This window comes from Streptomyces sp. NPDC052910 (genome assembly GCF_055585605.1).
This window is the reverse complement of record NZ_JBVJJR010000001.1, coordinates 1,296,384-1,322,447: the sequence shown is the minus strand read 5'-3', so window position 1 is coordinate 1,322,447 and position 26,064 is coordinate 1,296,384. Positions and strand designations below refer to the sequence as shown.

At 72.8% G+C, this 26,064-nt stretch carries 20 protein-coding genes, 1 rRNA gene and 2 pseudogenes; 11 read left to right on the top strand and 12 right to left on the bottom strand.

Features of this window, described 5'->3' with window-relative positions:
* Positions 1–84 (top strand): 5S ribosomal RNA (gene rrf / locus ACZ6X9_RS05725); the annotation flags it as partial.
* Between the two features lie 75 nt (positions 85–159).
* Here rrf and ACZ6X9_RS05720 read toward each other — a convergent pair.
* Positions 160–1,119: a hydroxyacid dehydrogenase gene (locus ACZ6X9_RS05720; protein WP_469776599.1), complete on the bottom strand. Its 960-nt coding sequence runs from the start codon at positions 1,117–1,119 to the stop codon at positions 160–162.
* A gap of 91 nt (positions 1,120–1,210) precedes the next feature.
* Here ACZ6X9_RS05720 and ACZ6X9_RS05715 point away from each other — a divergent pair, with 91 nt between their 5' ends.
* The 4 genes from ACZ6X9_RS05715 to ACZ6X9_RS05700 all read left to right on the top strand — a co-directional run bounded on the left by ACZ6X9_RS05715 (position 1,211) and on the right by ACZ6X9_RS05700 (position 6,523).
* A complete protein-coding gene (locus ACZ6X9_RS05715) occupies positions 1,211–2,473 on the top strand; it encodes a sensor histidine kinase (protein ID WP_469776598.1) in 1,263 nt (420 codons plus the stop codon).
* Positions 2,470–3,135 (top strand): response regulator, encoded by a 666-nt coding sequence (locus tag ACZ6X9_RS05710; protein WP_469776597.1) that lies wholly within the window; start codon positions 2,470–2,472, stop codon positions 3,133–3,135. Before ACZ6X9_RS05715 ends, ACZ6X9_RS05710 begins: the two co-directional genes overlap by 4 nt.
* 155 nt (positions 3,136–3,290) lie before the next feature.
* Positions 3,291–4,040: an ABC transporter ATP-binding protein gene (locus ACZ6X9_RS05705; RefSeq protein ID WP_469776596.1), complete on the top strand. Its 750-nt coding sequence runs from the start codon at positions 3,291–3,293 to the stop codon at positions 4,038–4,040.
* Positions 4,034–6,523 (top strand): ABC transporter permease, encoded by a 2,490-nt coding sequence (locus ACZ6X9_RS05700; protein ID WP_469776595.1) that lies wholly within the window; start codon positions 4,034–4,036, stop codon positions 6,521–6,523. Before ACZ6X9_RS05705 ends, ACZ6X9_RS05700 begins: the two co-directional genes overlap by 7 nt.
* A 97-nt stretch (positions 6,524–6,620) precedes the next feature.
* On the opposite strand, the gene ACZ6X9_RS05695 is transcribed toward ACZ6X9_RS05700, so the two are convergent.
* The 6 genes from ACZ6X9_RS05695 to ACZ6X9_RS05670 form a co-directional block, all read right to left on the bottom strand.
* A complete protein-coding gene (locus tag ACZ6X9_RS05695; protein WP_469776594.1) occupies positions 6,621–8,228 on the bottom strand; it encodes a type VI secretion protein in 1,608 nt (535 codons plus the stop codon).
* A gap of 2 nt (positions 8,229–8,230) precedes the next feature.
* A complete protein-coding gene (locus ACZ6X9_RS05690) occupies positions 8,231–9,652 on the bottom strand; it encodes an ATP-binding protein (RefSeq protein ID WP_469776593.1) in 1,422 nt (473 codons plus the stop codon).
* Between the two features lie 213 nt (positions 9,653–9,865).
* Positions 9,866–11,419, bottom strand: coding sequence for an SCO6880 family protein (locus ACZ6X9_RS05685; RefSeq protein WP_469776669.1), 1,554 nt, complete (start codon positions 11,417–11,419; stop codon positions 9,866–9,868).
* Between the two features lie 2 nt (positions 11,420–11,421).
* Positions 11,422–12,792 carry a hypothetical protein gene (locus tag ACZ6X9_RS05680; protein WP_469776592.1) on the bottom strand — a complete coding sequence of 457 codons (1,371 nt, stop codon included), beginning with the start codon at positions 12,790–12,792 and terminating at the stop codon, positions 11,422–11,424.
* Positions 12,782–13,654 (bottom strand): DUF8175 domain-containg protein, encoded by an 873-nt coding sequence (locus ACZ6X9_RS05675; protein ID WP_469776591.1) that lies wholly within the window; start codon positions 13,652–13,654, stop codon positions 12,782–12,784. The genes ACZ6X9_RS05680 and ACZ6X9_RS05675 overlap by 11 nt, the downstream gene beginning before the upstream one ends.
* 258 nt (positions 13,655–13,912) lie before the next feature.
* Positions 13,913–14,221: a hypothetical protein gene (locus ACZ6X9_RS05670; RefSeq protein WP_004955155.1), complete on the bottom strand. Its 309-nt coding sequence runs from the start codon at positions 14,219–14,221 to the stop codon at positions 13,913–13,915.
* Between the two features lie 402 nt (positions 14,222–14,623).
* Between ACZ6X9_RS05670 and ACZ6X9_RS05665 the strand changes: the two genes are divergently transcribed.
* The gene (locus ACZ6X9_RS05665) at positions 14,624–16,300 is read left to right on the top strand and encodes a serine/threonine-protein kinase (RefSeq protein WP_469776590.1); all 1,677 of its coding nucleotides are present in this window, start codon (positions 14,624–14,626) and stop codon (positions 16,298–16,300) included.
* A gap of 228 nt (positions 16,301–16,528) precedes the next feature.
* Here ACZ6X9_RS05665 and ACZ6X9_RS05660 read toward each other — a convergent pair.
* Together ACZ6X9_RS05660 and ACZ6X9_RS05655 are read right to left on the bottom strand one after the other, a co-directional pair.
* Positions 16,529–17,437: pseudogene (locus ACZ6X9_RS05660) on the bottom strand (GlxA family transcriptional regulator); the annotation flags it as partial.
* Positions 17,434–18,030 (bottom strand): cysteine hydrolase family protein, encoded by a 597-nt coding sequence (locus ACZ6X9_RS05655; RefSeq protein ID WP_469776589.1) that lies wholly within the window; start codon positions 18,028–18,030, stop codon positions 17,434–17,436. The gene ACZ6X9_RS05655 and the pseudogene ACZ6X9_RS05660, both read right to left, overlap by 4 nt.
* A 214-nt stretch (positions 18,031–18,244) precedes the next feature.
* On the opposite strand from ACZ6X9_RS05655, the gene ACZ6X9_RS05650 reads away from it, so the two are divergent.
* From ACZ6X9_RS05650 to ACZ6X9_RS05640, 3 genes are all read left to right on the top strand, one after another.
* Complete coding sequence (locus ACZ6X9_RS05650; RefSeq protein WP_469776588.1) at positions 18,245–20,032, top strand: serine/threonine-protein kinase; 1,788 nt, start codon at positions 18,245–18,247, stop codon at positions 20,030–20,032.
* A gap of 83 nt (positions 20,033–20,115) precedes the next feature.
* The gene (locus ACZ6X9_RS05645) at positions 20,116–21,123 is read left to right on the top strand and encodes a C40 family peptidase (protein ID WP_469776587.1); all 1,008 of its coding nucleotides are present in this window, start codon (positions 20,116–20,118) and stop codon (positions 21,121–21,123) included.
* Between the two features lie 191 nt (positions 21,124–21,314).
* Positions 21,315–22,061, top strand: a complete 747-nt coding sequence (locus ACZ6X9_RS05640; protein WP_469776586.1) for a phosphatase PAP2 family protein — start codon at positions 21,315–21,317, stop codon at positions 22,059–22,061.
* 58 nt (positions 22,062–22,119) lie between these two features.
* Here the strand turns inward: ACZ6X9_RS05640 and ACZ6X9_RS05635 are convergent, their stop codons facing one another.
* The 3 genes and pseudogenes from ACZ6X9_RS05635 to ACZ6X9_RS05625 all read right to left on the bottom strand — a co-directional run bounded on the left by ACZ6X9_RS05635 (position 22,120) and on the right by ACZ6X9_RS05625 (position 24,524).
* Positions 22,120–23,688, bottom strand: a complete 1,569-nt coding sequence (locus ACZ6X9_RS05635) for an FAD-binding oxidoreductase (RefSeq protein WP_469776585.1) — start codon at positions 23,686–23,688, stop codon at positions 22,120–22,122.
* Positions 23,689–23,977: 289 nt separating this feature from the next.
* Positions 23,978–24,243, bottom strand: a pseudogene (locus tag ACZ6X9_RS05630) (IS5/IS1182 family transposase); the annotation flags it as partial.
* 101 nt (positions 24,244–24,344) lie between these two features.
* On the bottom strand, positions 24,345–24,524 hold the full coding sequence (locus tag ACZ6X9_RS05625) for a hypothetical protein (RefSeq protein ID WP_469776584.1): 180 nt from the start codon (positions 24,522–24,524) through the stop codon (positions 24,345–24,347).
* Positions 24,525–24,645: 121 nt separating this feature from the next.
* On the opposite strand from ACZ6X9_RS05625, the gene ACZ6X9_RS05620 reads away from it, so the two are divergent.
* Entirely contained in the window at positions 24,646–25,689 is a 1,044-nt protein-coding gene (locus ACZ6X9_RS05620; RefSeq protein ID WP_469776583.1) for a hypothetical protein, read from the top strand.
* Between the two features lie 165 nt (positions 25,690–25,854).
* Positions 25,855–26,049 (top strand): hypothetical protein, encoded by a 195-nt coding sequence (locus ACZ6X9_RS05615; protein WP_469776582.1) that lies wholly within the window; start codon positions 25,855–25,857, stop codon positions 26,047–26,049.
* Positions 26,050–26,064 lie beyond the last annotated feature (15 nt).

The window sequence follows — 26,064 nt, the reverse complement described above, 5'->3', positions numbered from 1 at the left end:
TACATTCCGAACCCGGAAGCTAAGCCTTTCAGCGCCGATGGTACTGCATGGGGGACCGTGTGGGAGAGTAGGACGCCGCCGAACTAAATTTGATATAGCCGTAGGCCCTGAATCGATATGATATCGATTCAGGGCCTACGGCTTTTTTGCGTTTCCCCGTCAGGCCATCCGGCCCATCGCTTCCCGTGTCACCACCCCGAGCAGCGGCTCACCCCGCACCAGCCGTCCCACTTCGTCCACCGCGAATGCGCCCAGGCGCCGGACCTCGCTGCCCTGGGAGCCGGCGATATGCGGAGTGAGAAAGACGTTCGGGAGCGAGAACAGAGGGTGCCCCGGGGGCAGCGGTTCGGGATCGGTCACGTCCAGGAAAGCGTCGAGCCGGCCGGAGGCGCACTCCTTCACGAGGGCCTCCGTGTGGACGAGTGAGCCCCGGGCGGTGTTCACGACCGTCCCGCCGTCCGGAATGAGCGCGAGCCGTTCCGCGTCCAGCAGATGCCGTGTCTCCGGGAGTTCGGGGGCGTGGAGCGAGACGACGGAACTGTTTCTGCACAGGCTGTGGATGTCCACGAGTCCCACACCCCACCGCGTCGCCTCCGCCGCCGACACGTAAGGGTCGTACAGCAGCACCCGGTAGCCCGCCTCCGCCGTGAGCAGCCGGGAAAGGACGCGGCGTCCCGTCCGTGAGGCGCCCACGACCCCCACGGTCCGGCCGTCCGCGCCTTCCCGGTCACCGAACGCGGGCCAGTGGCCCGCCCGGTGGGAAGCTGCCGCACCGAGGGCTTTCTTGGCCGCCAACGAGATCTGGGCGAAAGCGAATTCGGCGACGGGACCCGCGTTGACGCCCGCCGCGGAGGAGACGAGGAGGCCGCGTTCCCAGACCGCGGGCGTGACGACGGGCCGTACGGAACCGCCCGCGTGCACCAGCGCCCGTAGCCGAGGGGCGGTGTCCAGGAGACGGTCGTCGAGGACCAGAGAGGTGCCCCAGCCGGTGAGGAGGATGTCCGCGTCCGCGAGGTCCGCCGTCGGGACAGCCGACGCGGCGAGTCTCGCCCGCAGATCCGGCGGCAGAATGGCGGCCTCTTGCTCCTGACCCATGTCCACGAACACGCGCAGATCCATTCCGGCCGTCACCTTTCGCGCCTGCCCGCCCCTCCGGGAAGGGAAACGCCCGTCGTTGTTCCTGAGAGTGAGAACCCGCCACCATCTTCGAGTGAAATACCACCTTCGGAACGGCGACGTACCCCGCGCCGGGACCGCCGCGTCAGCAGGGCGAGCAGCGCGTAGCGCCGTCCTCGGCATCGCGGACGCGCTGATCGCCCTGCTGACGCAGGCCGCCGTGACCATCCCGTTCGCCGTCCCCCGGGGGCCCGGTGCGGCCCCGGTCACCTGGGAGGCGTACGGGATGACCACGCTCGCGGTGCTGCCGTTGCTGTGGCGGTCCCGGGCGCCGCTGACGGTTCTGCTGCTCGTGGTGGCCGCGGCCGGCGCCTACCTGCCGTTCGACGGGCCGGGGCAGCCGTTGCCGTACAGCGGGCTGATCGCGGTCTTCACGGTGGCGTTCGCCGGTGGGCGGGCGCAGCGGCGGACCGTGCTGGTGCTGGGGCTGCCGCTGGTCGTCGGGGGGACCGCGCTGCACTCCAACGCGGCGCGGGAGCACCTCTTCAACGTCTTCGTCTTCGGCATGGCCTACGCCCTGGGGGCCCTCGCGCGGACGCGCCAGGCGTACACGCGGGCAGTGGAGGCGCGCGCCGTCGAGCTGGAGCGGTCGCGGCGTGTGGAGGCCGAGCGGGCCGCGGAGCGGGAACGGGCGCGGATCGCCCGGGAGATGCACGACATCCTGTCGCACGCCGTGAGCCTGATGATCGTGCAGGCGGAGGCGGGTCCGCTGGTGGTGCGGTCCGATCCCGACCGGGCCGAGCGGGCCTTCGACGCCATCGCCGACGCGGGGCGGGACGCGATGGAGCAACTGCGGCGGATGCTGGGCGTCCTGAGAGAGGACCGGGCGGCCGTAGGGGCCGTCGCAGGCTTCGATTCCCGTCCGGAGCGTGGTCCGCAGCCCACGCTGGGCGGGCTCGGACGGCTGGTGGACGAGGTGCGGCGGACCGGGCTGGACGTGGTGCTCGAAGCGGCCGGTGAGCCCGTGCCGCTCGCCGCCGACGCGCAGGTCACCGTGTACCGGGTCGTCCAGGAGGCGCTGACCAACGTGCTGAAGCACGCCGGCGCCCGGCGGGCCGTCGTCCGGCTCGACTGGGGGCCCGGGCTGCTGACGGTGACGGTGGAGGACGACGGCGTGGCGGCCCGCGGGGCGTCGGGTGGGGACGGGGGCGGGCACGGTCTGGTCGGGATCCGGGAGCGGGCCGCGGCGCAGGGCGGTACGGTCGCCACCGGGCCGGCGTCCGGAGGGCGCGGGTTCCGTGTTGCCCTTTCCCTGCCGGCCGTGGTCGGCTCGGCGGCGGAGGTGGTGGGAGGGTGACGATCCGTGTGGTGGTGGCCGACGACCAGGAGCTGGTCCGGGCCGGTTTCTCGATGATCCTGTCGGCGCAGCCGGACATGGAGGTGGTCGCGGAGGCCGGAGACGGGGCGGCGGCGGTCGAGGCCGTGCGGCGGCACGGGCCCGACGCCGTGCTGCTCGACATCCGGATGCCGGGGATGGACGGCATCGAGGCGGCCCGCGTCATCTGTGCGGAGACCCCCACCAAGGCGGTCATGCTGACCACCTTCGATCAGGACGACTACGTCCATGAGGCGTTGCACGCCGGCGCCAGTGGTTTCCTCCTCAAGGACGTGCGTCGCGCCGATCTGGTGCACGCGGTGCGGGTGGTCGTCGGCGGTGACGCGCTGCTGGCGCCGTCGGTGGCGCGTCGGCTGGTCGCGGACTACACGCGCCGGAAGCCGGCCGCCGCCGGGGGCGGGGAGCCGGGGCGCCTCGCAGTGCTGACCGCGCGGGAGCGCGAGACGCTCGTGCTGCTCGGCAGGGGGCTGTCCAACGGGGAGATCGCGGCGCGGCTGGTGGTCAGCGAGCACACGGTCAAGACGCACGTCAGCAACGTGCTGTCGAAGCTGGGGCTGCGGGACCGCATTCAGGCGGTGATCTGCGCGTACGAGACGGGGCTGATCGCGCCGGGCGACGTCTGAGGGGCGCGCCTCGGCAGGGTGCCCGTCGGTGCTGCCGTTCCCTCGTGCGGGGGAGGCGCGGGCGGGCCGGATCCCTCGCTCCGGCGATGTGCGCGGGGGCCTCGGGCGGACAGCATGGCGGACGGACCGTCCCCTGCCCGACCTGGAGAAACACCGTGACCCTGCACGACCACCGCGTCGTCGTCTCCCTGACCGGGGCGCACAAGGCCTACGGAGCGGGGGAGAACCGGGTCGCGGCCCTCGCCGGAGTGGACGTGTCCTTCGGGGCGGGCACCTTCACCGCCGTCATGGGGCCGTCCGGTTCCGGCAAGTCGACGCTGTTGCAGTGCGCGGCCGGTCTCGACCGACTGGACGAGGGGCGGGTGGAACTCGCCGGGTACGACCCCGCGAAGTTGTCCGAAACGCGGCTGACCGTGCTGCGCCGCTCCCGTGTCGGCTTCGTCTTCCAGCACTTCAACCTCCTGCCGTCCCTGACGGCACGGCAGAACGTGGAACTGCCGCTGCGCCTCGGCGGCCTGCGGCCGGACGCGGCGGATGTGGAGCGTGCGCTGGACGACGTCGGGCTGGGCGGCCGGGCCGGACATCTGCCCGGGGAACTGTCCGGCGGCCAGCAGCAGCGGGTCGCCATCGCCCGCGCCCTGGTCACGCGCCCGGATGTGGTGTTCGCCGACGAGCCGACCGGAGCCCTGGACTCCACGGCCTCCCGGGGTGTCCTCGCCCTCCTGCGGCGGGCCGTCTCCGCGCACGGCCGGACGGTCGTCATGGTCACCCACGATCCGATGGCGGCCTCGTTCGCCGACCGTGTGGTGTTCCTGGCCGACGGCCGGGTGGCGGGCGGGCTCGACCGGCCGACGGCGGAGAGCGTCGCCGCCCGGATGACGGGCCTGGAGGCGGCCGCGTGCTGAGCATCGCCCTGGCGACGCTGCGCACCCGGGGAGCCGCGTTCGCCGGGGCCTTCCTCGCCCTCGCCCTGGGGACCGCGGTCATCACGACGATGGCGCTCGCCCTCGCGGCCACCTTCGGCACCCCCCACCCCGGGCCGCAGCGCTTCGCCGGCGCCCCGGCCGTCGTCCTGCCCGCCGACCCGCGGGGCGATCCGGCGCACCTCCCCGCGGCCCTCCCGGACCGCACGGTCGCGAGGGTCGCCGCCACCGGCGCCGTCACCGCCGACCGGACCTTCGACGTCACGCTGACGGGAGCCGTGTCGCGCGGCGCGGCCGGCGGGGCGCGGGGCGCTGTCGGGCACGGCTGGGCGGCGGCCGGCTTCGCCCGCTACCACCTGGTCGCGGGCCGGGCGCCGGGCGGGGACGACGAGGTCGTGGTGGGCGGTGGCGGAGCGGAACTCGTGGGGCGTTCCGTGTCCGTCGGGACGGCGGACGGGGTGCGGCGGTACACGGTGTCGGGGGTGACGGCACCGGTGTGGTTCGAGGACGCCGTGTTCTTCACCGACCGGACGGCGGCCCGGCTCTCGCCGCCCGTCAACGCCCTGGTGGCGACGGGACCGCCGGACCGGGTCCGGGCGGCCGCGGGGGCGGCGGCCCTCGTCCGTACCGGGGGTGGGCGCGTCGCCGCCGACCCCGATCCGTCCGGGGGGGCCGCCGCTCTGGCCAACGCCCAGGCGATGGCCGGGACCACGATGGTCATCGCGGCGTCCGTGGCCGTGACCATCGTGATCGCCACCTTCGCGTTCGCCGTCGAGCAGCGGCGGCGGGAACTCGCACTGCTCCGGCTGGTCGGCGCGACGCCCCGGCAGGTCCGGCGGATGGTGCTGGCGGAGGCGGCGGTCGTGGGGGTGGTGGCGTCGGCCGTGGGCTGTGCCGTCGGAACGTGTGCCGCGGGGGCACTCGGGGCGTGGATGACGGACCACGAGGTGGCGCCGCACTGGTTCACGATCGGCGTCGAACCCGTCGCGCCGGCCTGTGCGTTCCTGGCCGGGGTCGCTTCCGCGCTGCTCGGCGCCGCGTCCGCCGCCCTGCGCGCGGCCCGGGTGCGGCCGGCCGAGGCGATGCGGGAGGCGGCGGTGAGCCGGCGCGCCCTGACGCCGTTGCGGGTGCTGCTGGGCGTCGGGATGCTGGCCGGGGCGGTCGTCGCCGGGTGGGTGATCTCCCGGCAGGCGCCGGAGACGGCCGTGAACCCGCGCAAGTACGGCATGGTTCCCCTGCTGCTCACCGGCGGCTGCGCGCTGACGGCGCCGCTCGTCCTGCCGGCCGCCGTGCGGCTGGTGACCCGGCCGTGGGTCCGGCGGGGCGCCGGTGCGCTGCTGGTGCGGCAGAACCTGCTGAACGCGCGCCGCCGGGCGGCCGCCACCGTGGTGCCGTCGGTGATCGCGGTCGGGCTGGCCGCCACGATGCTGTGCGTGCAGAGCGCCGGGGACCGGGCGCGGGTGGCGCAGGCCCGGGCGGAGACCCGCGCCGACCGGGTGGTCCTGCCCGTCGGGGGCAAGCGGCTGGACCGGCCGACGCTGGAGGCGCTGCGCACCGTCCCCGGCGTTGCGGTCACCCCCGTCACTCCCGTCCGCGCCTACGTCGCGACGCGCTCCGGTGAGGTCCTCGACTCCCTGTCCGCACAGGCCGTCGCGCCCGCGGCGCTCGGTGGCGTGCTCCGGCCGAAGGCGCTCGGGGGCTCCTTGGCGGGATTCGGCGACGGCTCCCTCGTCATCGACCGGAAGGCGGCCGAGAGCAACGGGCTGGCGGCGGGGGAACGGGTCGTGGTCCGGCTGCCGGACGGCGCGCCCCACGAGCTGCGGATCGCGGCCGTGGTGGGGACGGGCCTCGCGGGTGACACCGCCTATCTGTCCTCCGCCCTCGTGGGGCGGGACATCCTGCCGGACCGGGCGTTGCTGACGTACCGTCCGGGCGCCGACCGGGCCGCCGTCACGGCGCGACTGGCGGCGGCACTCGACGGGCATCCGGCCCGGGCCGGGACGGTGGACGAGTGGTTCGGGGCCGTCGAGCGGGGACTGAGGAAGAAGGCGTCCACGGCCGCGTCCGTGACCCTGGGGATCTCGGTCGGTTACGCGCTGATCTCCGTGGCGAACACGCTCGTCATGGCGACGGCCGGAAGACGACGGGAGTTCGCCACGCTCGGCCTCGCCGGGGCCACGCCCGCGCAGGTCCTGCGGATGGCGGGGGCGGAGGCACTGGTGGCGGTGGGGCTGGGGACCGTGGTGGCGGCCGGGGCCGGGGTGGCCGTATGCGCGGTGCAGCGGTGGTCGCTCGACCGGCTCGTCGACTCGTACGGGCCGGCGGTGCCGGCCGCCCCGTGGGGCGTCGTCGGGGCGGTCGCGGCGCTGTGCGCGATGGTGGCGGTGGGCGCGGCGGTGCTGCCGGCGGCCCGGATGCCGCGGGAGGGGAGGGGCGGGGTGTGTGCCGCATCCCGGGCGGGCTGAAGTTCCAGCCGTCCCGGGCTTAGGGGGAGGGGTACTACCGCACCGCCGGACGACTCCCCATCCCACGCCCCGCCGCCGGTCGTCGGTCTCCGCTCGGTCAGAGGATCGGTGCGTGGCGAGGCCAACGGGCCCTGGCCTGCTCCTCGGAGCGCATCAGGGCGAGAGTGGGCATGCCCAAGTCGGCTCCCGACTCCAGGAGATCGGGGAGGGCGGGCAGGGGCGCGACCGCCGCGACGTCGTCCAGCACCAGGGTCAGTGGTGGGTCGAGCCGACCGGAAGGTGACCGTTCGGCCACGCCCCGGCCGCGCTCGACCACGTTCGCGGCGAGTGCGGTCAGCAAGGGCATCGCACCCGGGCGGGTGCGGGGATCCTCAATCGCCTCACCCACCACGTAGAGCGTTCCCATCTCCGCGACGAATGATTCCAGCGCGAGCGCATCCGACCGATTTGGATTGCATGCGTCGCGGATGTGGACCGAAGACAGCGCATTGAGGGCACGGGACGTCAACTCCTGTGCCATGTCCCTTCGTTCCGGATGGCCGGTCAGCGCCGACTCCAGTTCCCCGGCCGTGCCGCCCGCGGCCTTGGGGCTGGTTCTGAGGATGCGGACGGGCTCGTGGGCCGAGGCACCCTGCGCCCAGCGGTGCACCTGGCGGAACGGGCGGCCCTCGATGGCGGCCGCGTGCAGCCAGCAGCGCAGCAGTGTCTCGGCCGTGTCGGCGGTCAGGGAGTCCAGGGCACTCAGCGGGCGGACGGGCGCGAGGAGGGCCTGGGCGCGGGCGGCGGCCGTCGCCCGGGACTCGCAGCCGGCGGCCGGGTTCCAGCGGAGCCGGTCGGGGGTGTCGAGGAGGTGTCCCGGGTCGAAGACGCGGACCGGGCCGAGCTTCGCTCGGGAGTCCTTGGTGTCCGCCCACAACCCGGGGTCGCTGGTGGTGACCAGCACCGGTCCGGCGGCCTCCAGGATCGCCCGGGCCGCCGTGGGCCGCCGGTCCGTTCCGTAGACGAGGCGCTGCGGCGCGGCGGGCGGGCGGGGGGCGGGGACGAGCAGAGGGGCGCTCGCGGGCTCGGTCTCATCGACGGGTCGGGTGGCGGCCGGCGGGGCGGACGCGGCGGCCGGCGGCACGGCTGTGGACGGGGCGGGGGGAGGGGGCGCCGCGGCCGTCCCCTGCCGGGGCGCCGCCGGGTGCGGGATTGGGGGGAGCTGTTCCGCCGACGCCTCGGCGGCGGCCACGGGCGTGGGGGGCGTCGCCGGCTCGTGCGCCGGGGCGCCCGGCGCCGCGGTCACGGGCTCGGCCGGGTGCGGGCCGCCCGCCGCCGCCCGCGGCGCCGCCTCCCGCCGGGCCCGCCGGAGCCGGCGCCACCGGGCCAGCGTGCCGAGGGCGAAGACCAGCAGCACGACGGCCACCAGTGCCTCGCTGATCGCGATGCCCCAGAACAGCCCGTAACCCGGCAGCTCGTCCGGCGGGGTGTCCGGCCAGGCGGCCGGGAGGTCGCGGGGGTCGGTCGTCAGACGCCGCAGGGCCAGGGGCGTGCGGGTGAGGGTGACGGCCTCGGGCCAGCCGCCGTGGGCGAAGACGCCGGCCAGGCCCGTCGCCGACCACAGCAGGACCGTGACGCCGAGCAGGAAGGCGAAGGTGCCGACGAGCAGGCCGTCCGGGATCCCGCCGGTGCCCCGCTCCTGCGGGGGCCGCGAACCGTACGCCACGGTCAGGCCACCGTCGACCGGGGCGTCGCGCCGTACACCTCGTCTTCGTCCGGATACCGCTCCATCGCCGCCGTCGCACGGTCCGCCACCGCCCGTTCGGCGGCCGGGTCGCGGTCGAGGACACCGTCCTCGGTCATGGCGCGGTCGGTGTAGACGAGCGGGCGTTCGGCGTCCGTGATCAGGTGTTTGACGACCTGGACGTTGCCGTTGACGTCCCAGACGGCGATGCCGGGGGTGAGGGTCGGGATGATCTCCACGGCCCAGCGGGGGAGGCCGAGCACCCGGCCGGTGGCCCGGGCCTCGTCCGCCTTCTGGGCATAGATGGTCCTGGTCGACGCCATCTTGAGGATGGCCGCCGCTTCCTTGGCCGCCGCTCCGTCGACCACGTCGGAGAGGTGGTGCACCACCGCGACGAACGACAGGCCGAGCCGGCGGCCGAACTTCAGGAGTCGCTGGAACAGTTGGGCGACGAACGGTGAGTTGATGATGTGCCAGGCTTCCTCGACGAGGAAGATGCGCTTCTTGCGGTCCGGCCGGATCCAGGTGTGTTCGAGCCAGACGCCGACGATCGCCATGAGGATGGGCATGGCGATGGAGTTGCGGTCGATGTGGGAGAGGTCGAAGACGATCAGTGGCGCGTCGAGGTCGATGCCCGCCGTGGTCGGACCGTCGAACATGCCGCGCAGGTCACCGTCCACCAGCCGGTCGAGGACGAGCGCGACGTCCAGACCCCAGGCGCGTACGTCGTCTATGTCGACGTTCATGGACTCCGCCGACTCGGCCTCGGGGTGCCGGAGTTGCTCCACGATGTCCGTCAGCACGGGTTGCCGATCGGTCACCGATTCGTTGACGAAGGCGTGGGCGACCTTGAGGGCGAAACCGGAGCGTTCGTCGAGGCCGCGGCCCATCGCGACCTCGATGATCGTGCGCAGCAGGGCGAGCTGGCCGGTGGTGGTGATGGACGGGTCGAGCGGGTTGAGCCGGATGCCGCCGTCCAGGGCGGCCATGGGGTCGAGCCGGATGGGGGTTATGCCGAGCTGCTCCGCGATGAGGTTCCACTCGCCGACGCCGTCCTCGCCCTGCGCGTCGAGCACGACGACCTGCCGGTCCCGGAAGCGGAGCTGGCGCAGGACGTACGTCTTCTCCAGCGCCGACTTGCCGTTGCCGGACTCGCCGAGCACCAGCCAGTGCGGCGCGGGCAGTTGCTGGCCGTAGAGCTGGAACGGGTCGTAGATGTAACCCTTGCCGGAATACACCTCGCGTCCGATGATCACGCCCGAGTCGCCCAGGCCGGGCGCCGCGGTGGGCAGGTAGACGGCCTGCGCCTGCCCGGTGGAGGTGCGGACGGGCAGGCGGGTCGTCTCCACCTTCCCGAAGAGGAAGCCGGTGAAGGCGTTGGTGATGGCGGTGAGCGGATCGAGCACGGCGGTCGCCCCTAGGTCTAGCGTCGTCTGCGGCGTCTGACGTTCATGTGCCGGTCATTCCGGTGCTGCCGGTCACTCCGGCGCCGTCGGCCGGGCCGGGGGTGCCGGCCGGACCGGGCCGACCGGACGCGCCGGTTTCGGTGGTGCCGGGCGTTCCGGTCAGACCGGGCGTTCCGGATGGGCCGGGCGTTCCGGGTGCGCCGGGCATGCCGGTCAGCGTCGGATGCCGGTCGCGAACGGCAGCGTGTTGACGAAGGCCCGGTGGTGCTCGCGGTCGCACCACTCCAGCTTGAGGTAGCTCTTGCCGGCCGACGCTCTTATCGTCCGCTTGTCGCGGGCGAGTTCCTCGGGCGAGCGGGACGAGACGGTGATGTAGCCGACGAGGTTGACGCCGGCGGCGCCACTCGCCAGGTCCTCGCCGCGCTGGTCGACGCGCGAGTGGTGGGCGACGTCGCGCGGGTCGACGACCCGGTTCATCTTGGCGGCGCGGGAGGCGTCGGCGTCGTCGTTGGTCTTCTCCGTCAGCATCCGTTCGATGGCGACGTCCGTGGGCTCCAGGTCCATGCAGACGGCGACGGTGCGGATGACGTCCGGGGTGTGGACGAGCAGCGGGGCGAGGAAGTTGACGCCCACCGGGGTCATCGGCCACTCCTTGATCCATGCGGTGGCGTGGCACCACGGCTCGCGCGTCGACGACTCGCGGGTCTTCGCCTGGAGGTACGTCGGCTGCAGTGCGTCCAGCTCGGCGGGCCAGGCGTTGCGCTGGGTCATGGCCTGGATGTGGTCGATCGGGTGGTCGGGGTCGTACATGGAGTGCACGAGGGACGACAGCCGGCTCTGGCCGAGCGGCTGCCGGACGCGGATGTCGGCCTCGGCCAGCCGGGCGCAGATGTCCGTCAGCTCGCGGGCCATCACGACGGCGAGACCGCCGTCCCGGTCCAGCTTCCGCCTGCCGCCGCCGAGCCGGGAGGCGCGGGCGATGGCCTGGGCCTCGGCGGACAGTTCACGGGTGTAGTGCATGCAGGCGACGAGGTAGGCGCGGTGCTGCTCGGAGGAGGTCGAGACCATGGACTGCAACTGGTCGTAGGACTCCTTGAGCCACTCCGGCGACTTGTCGCTGCCGCGCCGCTCGACGTCCTTGGCATGGGCGTCGGGGTCGGCGGGCAGCGTGCGGGCCAGCATCTGGAGGCGGGTGACGTAGCCGTCGCCGTTGGCGACGTGCTTGAGCAGCGTGCCGAACCGTTCGACCAGCGCCTCCTGGTCCTCCGAGTCGCGCAAGCCGACGCCGGGGCCCTCGATCTCGATCGCGGCGGTGACGGTGCGGCGGTCGGCGTGGAGGAGGACGGCGATCTCGTCGGGCCCGAAGGGCGCGGACAGCCAGTTGATCCGGCCGATGCCGGGCGGCGGCCCGACCTCCACCTCACGTCCGTCCAGCCGGGTGCCGGCCTCGACCGCGCCGGAACGGTAGGTGACACCGCGGCGCACGGTGCGCTTGTAGCTCCGGTTGATCTCGAACCACTTGTAGAACGTGCGTCCCTTGTAGGGCACGTAGACGGCGGCGAGCGAGAGCGCGGGGAAGCCGGTGAGCGTGAGGATCCGCAGCGGCAGGACCGGCACCAGCAGGCCGCACATCATGCCGAGGAAGGCCCCCGCGATGATCAGGCCGATCTCACCGGTCTCCCGGTTCTTGCCGACGACCGCGTTGGGCCGGGCCCGGCCGATCAGATACGTCCGGCGGGCCGCGACCGGCGGGGACTGCGCCTCGATCGTCAACTCCGCTCACCTCCAGAGGTATTGCCGTTGTTCTTCGCCCGCGGCGCCGGAGCGGCGGGGGCGGCGGGGGCCGCGGGAGCGCCACCGCCGCTCGGGGGGCGGCGGGCACTGTGGGCGGCGACGCCGCCGGAGACGGGGTTCGCGGGCCGGGCGGCCTGGACGCCGCCTCCGCCCCCGCCGCCGCTGCCCCGGGCGCTGTGGGTGGTGATGCCCTGCTTGACCAGACTGGCCGGAGAGGAGATCACCGCCGCGGCCTGGCGGGACGCGGCGTCCTTGCTGGCGTTGCGGCTGCTGATGATCTCGTCGCCGAAGCCGGGGACGAAGCGGTAGATCATCGCGCTCGCGAAGATGGCGAGGATGATGATCGCCAGACCCGAGACGACGGCGGAGAGCTCCTTCGGACCCTGCCCGGAGGAGAGCGCTCCGGCGAGCGCCAGCACGATCACGATGATCGGCTTCACCAGGATCACCGCGATCATGATGCCCGCCCAGCGGCGGACGTGGCCCCACATGTTCTTGTCGACCAGCCCCGAGTAGACCGCGGTGCCGAGCAGCGCGCCCGCGTAGAGCAGCGCCGCCCTGATCACCAGCTCCAGCCAGAGCACGCCGGCGGCGAGGACGGAGACGAGGGAGACGACGATCAACATGATCGGTCCGCCGCCGATGCCGTCACCTTGCTTGAGCGCATTGGAGAACGAGCTGAAGAACTGGTCGTTCTTCGCACCGGTGCCCGAGGCGATGGCCTCCGTCACCGCGTCCGTGGCTTGCACGACGGTGTAAAGGATCAGGGGCGTGAAGGCGGACGCCAACACCGTCAGCCACAGGAACCCCACGGCTTCCGTCACCGCCTCCGTGAACGGCACACCGCGCACGGCCCGCTTGGCGACGGCCAGGAGCCAGAGGACCAGGGTCAGGATCGTGGACGCGGCGAAAACGACGGCGTACTGGCGGAGGAAGGCGCTGTTCGTGAAGTCCACATTGCTCGTGTTCTTCACGGCATCCGACAGCTTCTCCACCGTCCACTGCGCGGCCTCGGCACACCCCTTGGCCAGGGCGGCGGCGGGGTCGAGGGGGGTGGCGGCGTCGGGGGGGCCTTTGGGGGTTTTGTCGGTGGGGGATTGGCAGTATTGGCGGGCGGGACCGACGATCAGGTCGCAGGAGTCCTTCACCGACGCGCTGGGCGATGGTGTCGCCGTCGCGCCAGGCGATGGCGAAGTGCTTCCGCCCGGGGTCGGACGTGCCGTGGTCCCGGGCGTCGGCGTAGGCGTCGGCGCCGCCGCGACACGGCTGGCCAGCAGCACCACGGTTGTCTGGACACTCGCCCAAACGGCAGCCACTTTGGCGACACGGCGGGGCCTACCGGGCATAGGTGAACCCTCCGTACTGCTCGACAGCCTTGGTGATCACATCGGCCGAAGAGGCGGCCTTGTCCCCGTTGACAGGTGCGGGGCCACTCTTCTGAGAGAAGGAGTCGGCCTTCCAGTCACCATCTACCCAGCGCAGAGTGATCGTCATTGTGAACCAGTCGTTGGCCACAGGGTTGGTCGAGCCAACCCCCGCCGTTCCGTAGACGCCGGTGCACCACACCTCAACGGAAGCGTTCGAGGCGCTGTACTCGGTGACCTTCGTCCCCACGGGCATGGTGCGTGACACGTACGTCATGCCCTTGGCCGCGTCCCCCTGCTCGTTCAACCCGAGTTTGGCGAGGAAGTCCTTCGAATATGTGCTGTCGAACTTGCTCTGCAGCTCGGGGACCTTGTCGCCGGCGAACACCTTGGGGATGATCTCGTGCCGTCGGTCGGGCTTGACGATGTCCGCCGAAACCAGGGCCACCGCGAAGTTCGCCGCCGCCGACTGCGCCCCCTGCTCGTCATGCGCGAACCCCGACGGAATCCCCCCGCTCTTCCCCTCCACCGGCTTCACCCCCGACGGTGCCGTCGCGCTCCCGCCGCTCTTCGCCGTGTTTCCGTTGTCGTCGTCCGACGACGACCCTCCGCCGCCGCGGTTGGCGAAGGCGATGGCGGCGATGAGGAGGACGACGACGGCGACGACGGTGATGAGGTTGCGGCTGGGGCGTACCGGGCGGCGTTGGGGGGCGTAGGGGTCGACCTCTCCCTCGGGCAGCCGGGTGCGCGTCAGGTGGTGGTCGTCGGCGTCGTACCCGCCGTAACCCCCGTGATCGCCGCCGGAGCCCTGACCGCTTCGGTAGCCGTCGTCACCGAGACTCATCGCGTGCCTGCTCCCTCATGCGTCGTCGCGGGCGTGCCGCCATGAGACGACGGTAGCGGTGCGGGCGGTTTCCGGGGGGAGGGCGTGAGGGAGTGAGGGGGCATCAGGAAGCAGCCTTGGGTGGGGGGACTCGCGGGTGTGCGGGTTCGCGCGGGGTGGGGACGGTGTGCGGACGCGCCGGGGGACGGTGGGTACGGCCGTCGGGCCGGGCGCGCCGGTGTCCGCCGGCCGGGGCGGCCGGGCCCGGCGGACACCGGGTCACACGGCCATGCCGTAGACGATCGTGAAGAGCGTGCCGAGCGAGCCGATGATGAACACGCCGGTCAGTCCGGCGACGATGAGGCCCTTGCCCTGCTCCGCGCTGAAGGTGTCGCGGAGGGCCGTCGCGCCGATGCGCTGCTTCGCCGCGCCCCAGATCGCGATGGCGAGGCAGAGCAGGATCGATACGGCCATGATGACCTCGATCATCACCCGGGCCTCCCGGCCCAGGCTGCCGAACGGCCCCCAGTTCGGGGCGATTCCACCGATAATGGTGTTGATGTCGCCTTTTCCGGCTGCCAAGAACATTCGTAACTCACCGCCCCTAGAGGGTAGTTGCGCCGCCCCTGCCGCACGGCAAAGGTCGGTACCTATCTTCGCTGACGATGCCGCACTTGTATGTCGACTTGGCGGCATTTTTTGACGGCACCCGCATATGCCGACGGCATCTCCGGCCGGTGCGGCCGCTCGGTCCGCCGCCCGTTGTCAGTGGGTAGCCCTATGGTGACTCTGTGTATCACGCATGCCCACGGCGGGCAATGGGCGTGAGGGCAGGGGGTGTACGGATGTTCGGGAATCCGCTGATGTGGTCGGTAGGCTGTGGTGGCCGCTCTCGCACGCGCCGCAGGGGGCGGTCGCGAGGCTGGTCCGTCGCGTTCATCGCACTCATCGCCTGGTTCGTGGGGTGCGTCGAGTTCAAGGGTGGTAGGGGTGCTGGTTGCCGAACGCTACCGGCTGGGGGAGCTGCTCGGCCGGGGCGGTATGGGCGAAGTCTGGCGTGGGCAGGACGAGGTGCTGGGCCGTCAGGTGGCGGTGAAGCTGCTCCTCGGCGACGACGGCGACGACTCCGCCGCCCAGCGCTTCCGGCTGGAGGCCCAGACAGCGGCCCGGCTGAATCACCCTCAAGTGGTCTCGGTCTACGACTTCGGGTCCTGGGACGGCCGCTTCTACCTGGTGATGGAGCTGGTGAACGGCCCCAGCCTGGCCCAGCAACTGGCGGCCCGCGGCCCGCTCTCGCCCGCCGGTGTCGCCGACGTGGCCGCCCAGGCTGCGGCGGGACTGGCGGCGGCCCACCAGCAGGGGGTCGTCCACCGGGACGTGAAGCCGGGCAACCTCATGCTGGACCGCAGCGGCACGGTGAAGATCGGCGACTTCGGCATCGCCCGCTTCGTCGACGAGACCTCGGCCGGGCTGACCCGGGCCGGCCAGATCGTCGGTACGAGCACCTATCTCGCCCCCGAGCGTGCGCTGGGGCGCGTGGCCGGGCCCGCGTCGGACGTCTACGCGCTGGGGTGCGTTCTCTACCACTTGTTGGTCGGGCAGCCGCCGTTCTGGGCCGAGAGCCCCACCGCGCTCCTCTATCTTCACGTCGACACCCCGCCGGTGCCGCCGCGGGAGCACCGGCCCGAGGTGTCGTATGCCCTGGACGACTACCTCCTGCGCATGCTCGCCAAGGAGCCGGAGGCCCGGCCCCCGGCGCAAGAGGTGGCCGACTGGTTCGCGAGCGGGGCCTGGCGGAGCGACCGGCAGCCGTTCGCACCCGCCGCGACGCCGCCTGCGATGACGTCTCCCGCGATGACGTCTCCCGCCGGGGCCGCGCCTGTCATGGCGTCTCCTGCCGTGACGCCGCCGGCGATGGGAGTCCCGGGCGCGATGCCTACGGGCGGGGCGCTTCCGGGCAGCGCGGCTCCGGGTATCACGGCTTCGGGCCTGACGGCTTCGGGGACGCCCGTCTCCTCCCCGGCCGTGGCGGCTCAGGGCGCGCCCATGGGACCGTCGCCGGCCGCCGACCCCATGGGCACGCCCTTCGGGCCGACGAGCCATCCGGCACCGGCGGCCGGGGCGGCCCACGACCCGCTGCTTCACCAGGAGAGCGTCACGACGTACGCCCTGCCGGGTTCGGCGGCGACCCGCACGACCCCGGCCCTGCCCGGACGGCGCAGGGGCGATGCCGGGCGCGCCAAGGCGCCGGCCCGGGGGCTGCGCAGCCCCAAGGCGCTGGCCGGAATGGTGGCGGGCGTGGTGGCCTTCGCGGTGGCGGCGGTCATCGGGGCCTCCGTGTTCGCCTCGGAGGGCGAGGACGGCAACGGGGGCCGCCCGGACGGCGGCCGGACCGGGGAGATGAGCGAAGGGCTCCAGCAGGACGCCGGCGGCGCGGGTGACGCGGGTGCCACGCGGCACGTGACGCCCGCGGCCACCCCGGCCCCGCCGCAGGGGAACCACCGGCCGGCTCCGGGACCGGGCACGGGGGAGAAGAAGGAAAAGGCGGGGAAGCACGGCCAGGGCTCCGCCCGGCACGGCGGGCACGGTGGACGCACGGGTGCCGACGAGGCCCAGGACACCGAGGGGGACGGCGGGGACGGCGGAGACAGCGGGGACGACGACTGACGTCCTGGGCGGTGAGCCGGGCGGAGTCTAGGCGGGTGCGGTCGCAGTGCCGCGTGCCGGAGACGGGACGGCGGCCGTACCGGTCGCGCGGGCAGGCGGCGCCTCGGCGGATCGCGCCGGGACCGGGAGCCCGGCGATCGACCGCGTCGCAGCGGCCGGTGGGGAGCCGGCCGGTGAGGAGTTGGCTGGTGAGGAGCCGACCGGTGACGAGCCGGTCGGTGACGGGCCGGCCTGGGCCCTGCCCCTGAGTCGGCGCAGCATCCGTGCGTCCTGGAAGCCGACGGCCCGCGCGGCCGACTCGATGGTCGAGCCCTGGGCGATGAGGTGTTCGGCGTGTTCGAGGCGCAGTTCCTGCTGGTATCGCAGAGGCGTAAGGCCGGTCGCGTGAGTGAAGTGGCGGGTGAGGGAGCGTTCGCTGAGGCCGACGGCGGAGGCGAGTTCGGAGAGGCGCAGGACGGAGGTGTAGCGGGCGTCGATCAGGTCCTGTGCGTGGTGGACGGCGTCGCTGAGGTGGGAGCGGTGCCGCAGCATCGCGCTGTGCTGCCGGTCGTCGCCGTTCCGGCGGGCGAAGACCACCATGTTGCGGGCGACCCGCGCCGCGGTCGCCGCGCCGTGGCGGACCGCCACGAGGTGGAGTGCCAGGTCGATGCCGCTGGCGATGCCGGCGGAGGTGACGATCCGCCCGTCGGTGACGTAGAGCACGTCCCGGACCACATGCGCCTTCGGGTAGCGCCGCGCGAGTTCGTCCTGGACGTCGTGATGGGTGGTGCAGCGCCGGCCGTCGAGAAGGCCGGCCCGGCCCAGGGCGTCCGCGCCGGCGCAGACGCTGGCCACCGTGCCGCCCTGGGCGTGGTGGGCGACGAGCCGGTCGAGCGTCTCCCGGGACAGCCACCCGTTGTCCCGGAGGGTGTGCGAGCGCCAGCCGGGGACCACGACCAGGTCGTCGGCGGTCAACGGGGGCCAGTCGGTGCCGGCGCGCAGGGTGAGGCCCTGGGCCGTGGGGACGTCTTCCCGCTCGCTCGCGTACGCGATCTCGTAGGGGTACCCGAGGTCGTCGGCCGTCGAGAAGACCTGCGCGGGCCCCGCGAGGTCCAGCAGGTGGAGCTGCGGTACGAGCAGGAAGACGACACGGGTCACGATCCGGTCGGCTCCTCGGTCAGCTCGTCCACGGTGGCGATGCGCGCGAACCGGCCGGCCAGGGCGTACTCGGTGCGGGCCACGATCGCGTCCGTCGACAGGGTACGCGGGTCGGCGAGGATCTCCTCCAGGCTCCGGCCCTCGGGGGCGTCCCGGTGTTCGATCGGGTGGGTGGCGGTGGCGTCGGTCACGAACGTCACGTCGTAGCCCAGGTCGGAGGCGACACGGGCCGTCGTCTCGCAGCACTGCTCGGTGCGGATCCCGCTGATGACGACCTCGCGGACGCCCTGCTGGGTGAGGAGTTGCTGGAGGTTGGTGGTGGTGAAGGCGTTGTGCGAGGACTTGACGAGGACGGGCTCGCCGTCCGCCGGCTCCAGCCCCTCGATCGGCCGGTTGAAGCCGCGCTCGGGGTCGAAGACGGTGCCGGAACCCGGCTCGGAGTGCAGGATCCAGACAACCGCTTCGCCCTTGGCCCGCTGGGCTGCGATCAGGCGGTTGACCTTCTCGACGATGTCGGGGTTGTGGGTGGCGGCCCAGTTGGCCCGCTGCCGGAAGGATTCCTGGACGTCGATCACGAGGAGTGCGCTGTTCATGCGTTCATCCTGCGGGGCGGGGAGGGGGCGGCTGAAGGCTTGATCGGGCCCGGAGGCGGAACGATCCGGTCACGCCGGAACCGGCTGATCCGTCGGCGTGTGCTGTGCCCCTGTGCCGTGCGGGGCGGCATCGCGCCCGGAGTCGGCAATTCCCGCCAACTGCCCTTCACACCCGGCCCCTTCTCCTGCGCCCGGCCTGTGGCAGAGTTCGACTGTGGAACCCCTACGCCCTCACGACCCCCCGGTCATCGGCCCGCACACGCTGCTCGCCCGGCTCGGCAGCGGCGGCATGGGACAGGTGTACCTGGGCAGGTCGCCCGGTGGGCGGCAGTTGGCGATCAAGGTCATCCGGGAGGACTTCGCCCAGTCTGCCGAGGCGGTGGCGCGCTTCCGGCGCGAGGTGGAGACCGCTCGCGCGGTGCGCAGCGCGTACACGGCCAACCTGGTGGACGCCTCGTTGCAGACGACGCCGTTCTGGTTGGCCACCGAGTACGTGCCCGGCCCGACGCTGACGCAGGTGACGAGCGCGAGGGGGCCGCTCCCGGCGGAGACCTGCCTCCGGCTGTTCGCCGCGCTCGCGGAGGCGCTGACGCAGGTGCACGAGCACGGGATCACCCATCGCGACCTCAAGCCGCACAACGTCATCCTGTCGCCGGTCGGTCCGAAATTGATCGACTTCGGGATCGCGCGGGGTGCGGAGCAGACGGCTCTGACCCGGACCGGCGTCGCGCCCGGTACCCCCGGTTACGCGGCACCCGAGGTCATCACGCGGAACGAAGTGTCGTTCGCCGCCGACGTGTTCGCGCTCGGGGCGACGATGGCCTGCGCGGCGACGGGCCGGCCTCCGTACGGGGCGGGCTCCCTGGAGTCCGTCGTCTACCGCGTCGTGCACGGCACCGTCGACGCGGAGGGGGTGGATCCCGCCCTGGCCGGGCTGATCCGCGCCTGCACCGCCGCGGACCCGGCCGCGAGGCCCACGCCTGCCGACATCATCACCCGGTGCGCGGTGACGTCCTCACTCGTCGACGACCCGGTGTACGTGTCGCTGTCGGGCCTCGGGGACCGGGCTCCGGACGGCGTCCCGGCCGCGGTCGCGGCGGGGCGCATACCGGCGCGGCCGACGGGGGCCGCGTACACGCCGACGTACGTGCCACCAGCGCCACCAGTGCCACCAGTGCCGCCAATGCCACCAGGGCCGCCCGGGCGGCCGCGGCGACAGTGGCGTTCACGCCGAGGGCTCTGGATCGCGGCGGCCGGTTCGGTGGCGCTGGGGGTCCTGGTCGGGCTGGTGGTGGCTCTTCCCGGCGACAGCGACGACAAGGGGGAAAGCGGCAAGGGAGTGGCTGCCGGCCGGTCCGGAAACCCGGAAACGGTAAGCCCGTCCGGCACTCCGGCGCCGACCGCGGCCTCCGGTACACCTCGGCCGCCCTCCGCTCCGGGGGCTCCGCCGCAGTACATCGAAGGCGCGGGAAGCCACGCAGTGAATCGCTATCACTGGACCCGGACGAAAGGCGAACCTCGCGGGTGGGGGGAGTGCACTCCGGAGGCCGAGGAGCAGACCCAGCGGTTCCAAACGATCGTCACCACTGCTGCCGCGGATTCCGAGCACGAGGTGGCGCCCGGAAAGGTGAAGATAGCGTTCCACTTCAGTTACGCCACTCCCCTCCCCGACAAGTCTTACTACGTCGCCGTGTCCGTCAAGCCGCCTCACGAGATCGATGAGAAGACCGGCAAGCCGTTCAAGGGCCCTGTGCAGGAGAACCGCCGGCTGGGATACACGAGCAAGCCTGTGGACATCCAGCCCAAACGCGGCAGCGGCTGGTCATCGGACTTCACCGAGCTGACGTACCCCGACGACTTCCAGGAATACGTCCAGGGCAAGCCGCGCCGTACCGCCATTCCCCTCGGCAACGACCCAGGGGACTGGACGGTGCTGTTCCACCACGTCAACGCACCCGACGACTTCAAGGTCATCGAGTGCCGAGGCTTCGTCGCCGAGTGACACCGACACCAGGACGGCACCCGGCTCGCACGAGATTGCGGAAACGGCGGTGCAAGCGGCCTGTTGTGGGGGAAGGTTGAGGGGTGCGGAAGCTCTGGATGGGCGTCGGTGTGGGCGTCGCGACGTTCCTCTGCTTCGTTCTGCTGCTCGTCGGCGGTGTGTACATGCTCGCCGGGAACATGGCCGGCGGGTCCGCGGCGGGTGCCGTCGGTCTGGCCAAGGGGGCCGTACCCGGGCAGTATCAGGCCCTGGTGGAGAAGTGGGGCAACCTCTGCCCCGCCCTCAACCCCGCGATTCTCGCGGCCCAGCTCTACACCGAGAGCAACTGGAACGCGACCGCGCAGAGCAACGCCAACGCACAGGGCATAGCGCAATTCATCCCCGAGACGTGGGCTACACAGGGCATCGACGGCAACGGCGACGGGAAGAGGAACGTCTGGGACCCGGCCGACGCCATTCCCTCGGCGGCCTCGTACGACTGCGCCCTGGCCAGGGACGTCAAGGGCGTACCCGGTGACGTCACGAGCAACATGCTGGCGGCGTACAACGCCGGACCGTACCGCGTCATCAAGGCCGGTGGTGTCCCGTCGATCTCCGAGACCCAGGGCTACGTCAAATCCATCCGTGACCTCGAGAAGAGCTTCGCCCGCCCCGTAGGCCGCGTGGCGCCCTCGCAGCAGGCGGCCGGGGCGATCTACTTCGCCCAGGCGCAGTTGGGTAAGCCGTATCTGTGGGGCGGTGAGGGGACCGCGGCGGACGGGGGGCGGTTCGACTGTTCGGGGCTGACGAAGGCGGCGTACGCGTCCGTGGGGATCGAGCTGCCGCGCGTCGCGAACGACCAGTGGAACGCCGGGCCGCACCCGAAGCGGGACGAGCTGATGCCGGGGGACCTCGTCTTCTTCGCGCACAACCTGAACGACCCGCGTTCGATCCATCACGTGGGGCTGTACGTGGGAGGCGGTTACATGATCAACGCGCCTCACACGGGTGCCGTGAACCGGTTCGACAAAATCGACACCCCGGATTACATCGGTGCCACGCGCGTGACGGATGCGGGGGCGAAAGCGTTGCCCAGGCCGAACGGCGTGTGAACCCTGGGCCTCCTGCTCCGCCCCTGGTCACCCTTGGATAACGTCCTGGTGATCATTGGGTGGAGAGCGGAACGCCGGGTCGGAGAGGCGCGTTCCATGGGGGTGGGCGAGCCGCGCCTGACCATGGGCGCACGGACCACGGGGGTTTGGCTGCTGCACCGAGCTACAGGCGACAGATAAGGGGGCACCACATGCCCGGACACGAGGCGGTCCATCCCCTGGCGGAGGCCAAGGGAGGCTCGTCGGGCCCCGACGTCAGCCTGCTCTACGACATCAACGGGCTGGCGAAGGACGCTCCGGGCTGGGTCGACCGGACGATGGAGTTCGTCGGCGAGTACGGAATCCTTCTGGCGCTTGGGTTTCTGATGGTCTGTGCGTGGTGGCGCGTGCGCCGCGGCCCGGACGCCCCCGGCGGGGCGGCCGCGCTGCTGTGGGCGCCCCTGGCGGCGGGCCTGGCCCTGCTCGTCAACGTGCCGATCCGCGGCTTCGTACGGCGTCCCCGCCCGTTCCTGGAACACCAGGGGCTCGACGTGCTGGTCAAGGGCAAGACGGACTTCTCGTTCGTCAGCGACCACGCCACCCTCACCATGGCGTTGGGCGTCGGGCTGTTCGTGGCCCACCGCAGGTACGGGCTGGTCGGTATCGGCCTCGCCTTCCTGGAGGGCTTCTGCCGGGTCTTCATGGGCGTGCACTATCCGACGGACGTGATCGGGGGACTCGCCCTGGGCACGGCCGTCGTGCTGCTGCTCGCCCCGCTGGCGATGATGCTCCTCACCCCGCTGACCGGGTGGGTCGCCGCGTCCCGGGCCGGGTGGCTCGTCCGGTCGCGGAGCGCGCCCGCACCGGTGGCCCTCGCCGAGGGGCCGGACGGGGACGGAGACGGTGACGGGATCATGGAGCGTCAGACCTTGCGGCAGGACAAGGGGTTGGCGGCATAACAGAACATGTCAGCGGCCCCGGCTCCCGGTTCTTCGGGAGGCCGGGGCCGTTCGCGTACTACAGGGCCTGCGGGAAGCTGAACACCCGCTGCGGGTCGTACTGCCGCTTCAGCTTGGCCAGCCGGTCCGCCGCGTCCCCGTAGTAGGCCCGGCGCCAGTCCTTCAGCCCGGCGTCCGCGTAGTTCTGGTAGGCGGCGCCGGACGCGTGACGGCGCATCGCCGCGTGGACGTCGTTCAGCCAGGCGGTCTGCGGGCCGCCGGACGCCGACGACCCCCACGAGGTGAGGTACTGGGCCAGGAACCGCGAGCGGCGGTGCACGAACGCCGTGTCCAGCGGCTTGACGCGGTTGACCGCGCCGCCGAGCGCCGTGAGCTGAATCGATCCTCCGCCGCCCCCGCCCCTGCGGCCGAAGCGCTCGGTCTGGTCGAGGAGGGTGCGGATGCCGGCCGCGCTCAGCGAGCGGTCGTAGAAGTCCGAGCGCGCCGTGTACGTCTCGCGGCCGAGCTTGCCGGCCTTGTCCCGGCCCGGGGTGCGGCCGGGCAGGTGGGACTGGGGGAGCGTGAGGTCGGCGCAGCCGGCGTAGCGGCGCATGCCGTCCAGGTACGAGCGGCTGCGCACCGAGATGCTCGCCTTGCCGCCGCCGACCTTGGCGGCCAGCTTGTCCAGCGCGTTGGCGAGGTCGCCCTTGGTGCCGAGGGAGAAGGCGGCGACGGCGATGCGCGGGGTCCTGCCGGGCGTGACGGACAGGTCGCAGGCGGACCAGATCTCGTCCGGCTGCGTCGGCCCCCACTCCTGCCAGGCGCGGAGGACGTCGGCGGCCTTGGCCCACGGCCAGGAGACGTAACCGGTGACACCGTCCCCGACCCGGCGGGTGCGGAAACGGAGTTCGGTGACGACGCCGAAGTTGCCGTTGCCGGCCCCGCGCAGGGCCCAGAAGAGGTCCGGGTTGCGCTTGGCGTCGCACTCGACGGTCTTGCCGTCGGCCGTGACGAGAGTGGCGCCGGTGAGGTTGTCGCAGGTCAGGCCGTAGGCCCGGGAGAGGACGCCGTGGCCGCCGCCGAGGGTGAGGCCGGAGACGCCGACCGTGGGGCAGGAGCCCGCGGGGATGGTGACGCCGTGGGCCGCCAGGCCGGTGTAGACGTCGATGAGCTTGGCGCCGGCGCCGATGACGGCGGAGGACGAGGTGGGGGTGCGGATCGTCTTCAGCCGCGAGACGTCGAGGACCAGCCGGCCGTCACCGCTCGACCAGCCCGCGTAGCTGTGGCCGCCGTTGCGTATGGAGACCGGTATGGAGAAGCGGCGGGCGAAGGCCAGGCAGGCGGCGATGTCCTGGGTGCCCGCCACGTAGGCGACACCGGCCGGGCGCTGGCCGTCGTAGCGGGTGTTGTAGAGCTGCTTCGCGGTGCCGTAGTCGGCGTCGCCGGGACGGATGAGGCCGCCCTTGAGGCCCTTGCCCAAAGCCGTCCAGTCGGCCGCGCGCACCGTGGCGGCCCGGGCGGCGGTGCGGGTCGCGGTGCCCGCCGAGGTGGCGGGGGCGGCGGTCGCCGTGCCTCCGGCGAGACCGGGCGCGGCCCAGGCCGCCGCCGTCAGTCCCGTCGCCGCCGTCAGCAGAGTGCGCCTGTCCATGGTGCGTTCGCCCCCGTTGTTCCCGTGTGCCCTGATACCTGTTCGTCGTAGGAACAGATGATCAGGTCGGGGGGAACGGTTCCCGCCCGGCGGTCAGGGGCGGCGTGACGAAGGAGGCGGACGGGGTGGATGGGGCGGAGGGGTGGAAAGGACGGACGGGGGGAGAGGACGGACGGGACGTCTGCGGCCAGGCGGTGCCTGATGGCTCTTTGACGATGACGCGGAGCCGGATGGCGATGGCGGTGGCGTCAGCGGCGGTGGCCAGGGTGCCGTGGAAGATGCAGTCGCGCTTGTCCCGCCGGGTGGCGACGGTCCGGTGCTGTTTCGGCTCGCCTGCTTACCGGCGCAGCGTTCCACCGAGTTGCGATGGCGGTACTGCTCTTGGTCGAAGGCTGGGGGCCGGCCCCCGGCACGGCCTCGCCGAAGACGGTTGGCACGCCTGTCGGAGGGCTCGGCGATGGTCGCCTTGATGCCACGTCGTCGCGGGACGACGCGGTTGGCCCGGCCGGAGTAGGCCTTGTCGTCGGGGCCCGATCCGGGCGGGTGCGGCCCGCCGGCCTCCGTGGCCACGGTCAAAGCTCGCATCAGCGGGATGAACAGGCCGCCGGTTCATGGTGCGCGTGGCCCCTGTCGTCGGCGGCGTTGTCGGGCACGGCCTAGTGGTCGGCGTGGGCCAGGTGGGCGTCGGCGTCGGCGCGGGCGAGGGAGCGGGCCCGGCGGGCCGGACCGAGCCAGCCGCAGGTGCAGCGGGCCGTGCAGAAGGCGCCGCGTTCGCTGGTGCTGACGCGGTGGGCGGCGGCGGGGACCGGGGCCTGTGTGGGGTGCGTCTCGGACACACCACCACGCTACCGGCCCGCCGAGGCCCCGTCCGCCGGCTCCCGGGACCGTGACGGCGGCCGGGACGTGGTCGTTGGAAGAGAACGGGTTCCACCAGCGCGCGGCAGGGAGCTGACGGTCATGGCGGTGCAGGGGCACGGACGCAGGGCCGCGGTGGCCACGGCGGTGGCGGGCGGCCTCGCCCTCGGGCTGCTGATGACCGGCTGTGCCGAATCGGAGCCGGGCGCCGAGCCGCGGGACGCGTTCGGCGGTGGTGGGAGCGGAGGCGCGCGGCGGGTGGTGCGGACGGCCGACGCGAGCCGGGCGGGCCGGCCCGGAACGGCCGCCGAGACGCTGCGCGGGGTGCGGGAGGCCCTGGCCCGGGCGGGCGGCGCCCGCGTCCGCACCTCCATGGAGACGCAGAGCGGCGGGACGCGGCTGACGATCCAGGGGGTCGGCGTCTACGACTTCGCACGGCCCGTCGGAAGGCTGACGGTGCTGGTGCCCGAGGACGCCAGGGGTGCCGCCGAACACCGTCCGATCACCGAGGTGTTCACGCCGGGCGCGCTGTACATGAAGAACCGGGGCGCGGGCGTCCCCGCGGACAAGTGGGTCCGCCTGGAGACGGGGACCTTGGCCGACGGCGACCTGCTGACCGGCGGCGCGACGGATCCGCTGGCGGCGGCCGAACTGCTGGGCGGCGCCCGGGAGGTGACCTTCATGCGCGGCGAGGACGTGGACGGCGTCCCCGTCCGGCACTACTGGGGGAAGATCGATCTGGCCGAGGCGGCGCGCCGGGCGCCCGTCCGCGACCGGGCGGCGCTGGCCGCAGCGGCGAAAGGGTTCTCCTCCGGGACCGTGGCCTTCGACGCCTTCCTCGACGACGCGGGACGGCCGCGGGTCCTGCGCTACCGGTTCGGCGTGGCGGAGGGCGCGGAGGGCGCGGGGGGTGCGGAGGGTACGGGGGATGCGCGGAGGACGCAGGGTGCGGAGGGTGCGGGGAAAGGCGGCCCCTCGGCCCGTCCTTCTTCCCGGGGCGCCTCGTCCCGTCCGTCCCCCGGCGCCGGCGCGCCGATGACCGTGGTCTCCACGGTCGAACTCACCTCGTTCGGATTCACGCCCGACATCCGTCTCCCGGCATCCGGCGATATTTATGCGGGGACGGTCGCCTCACCCCGCAAATAGCGGAGCCGGGCCTGATTGGCCATGGAAATGGTCCTTCTGTGCCATGCGCGGCGTGTGTACCGATCACTAATCTGGAAACCGGACCCTCGTAAGACGCCCGGCCGGCCGACCGGCCCGAGGCCCGTACGCCCGTACCGATACGCAAGGCCCGAGGAGGTGAATCACGTGGTTTCCCGGCGCGGTTCGTCCCCCGGTCCGGATCCCGTGGCCCTCATCGAGATCGACCTCTATGGCGAGCTGATGATCGCCGCCACGGGCACGGCCGAGGATCGGCTGAGTCCGGACCGGATCGACGAGGTGCTGAGAGTCGTCCGGACCCACCCGCGCCGGCCGGCGGGGGCGGGCGACACGGACGGCTGAGGCGGGTACGGCCGA